At 48.2% G+C, this 357-nt stretch carries 1 pseudogene; it reads left to right on the forward strand.

Annotated elements, in window-relative coordinates:
- Positions 1-344: pseudogene (locus J9889_RS10735) on the forward strand (IS4 family transposase); the annotation flags it as partial.
- Positions 345-357 lie beyond the last annotated feature (13 nt).

Below are 357 nucleotides of genomic sequence, written 5' to 3' on the forward strand. Positions count from 1 at the left end.
TCAAAGAGCTGAAATCACATAACCGGTTGAAGGCGTTCGCGACACGACAAAAAGCGATAGCGGAAGGCTTGATCTGGGCTAGTTTGCTGGCCTTGCTGGTCAAACGTCGGCTGGCGCTGACGCTGATTGGCAGCGCGGAGTTATCGATGCTGAAGATTGCCAAAAACAGCGCGCTTTGGTTAATGCCGATATTGGCGAGCATCATCCATGGTGCGTGGCAGGAAATAACAGAGAAGTTGGAGTGGGCAATGGTGTATTTATCCAAAAACGGCAAAAAGAGTAGGCAGAGAAAATCCAAGCAAAACAACACGTTAGACGGTATTATTAATTCGCTTGCCGCTTAAGGTTCTGTACATG

It is taken from the genome of Aeromonas sp. PrichA-15 (assembly GCF_017939245.1).
GTDB classification, from domain to species: Bacteria; Pseudomonadota; Gammaproteobacteria; order Enterobacterales; family Aeromonadaceae; genus Aeromonas; species Aeromonas caviae.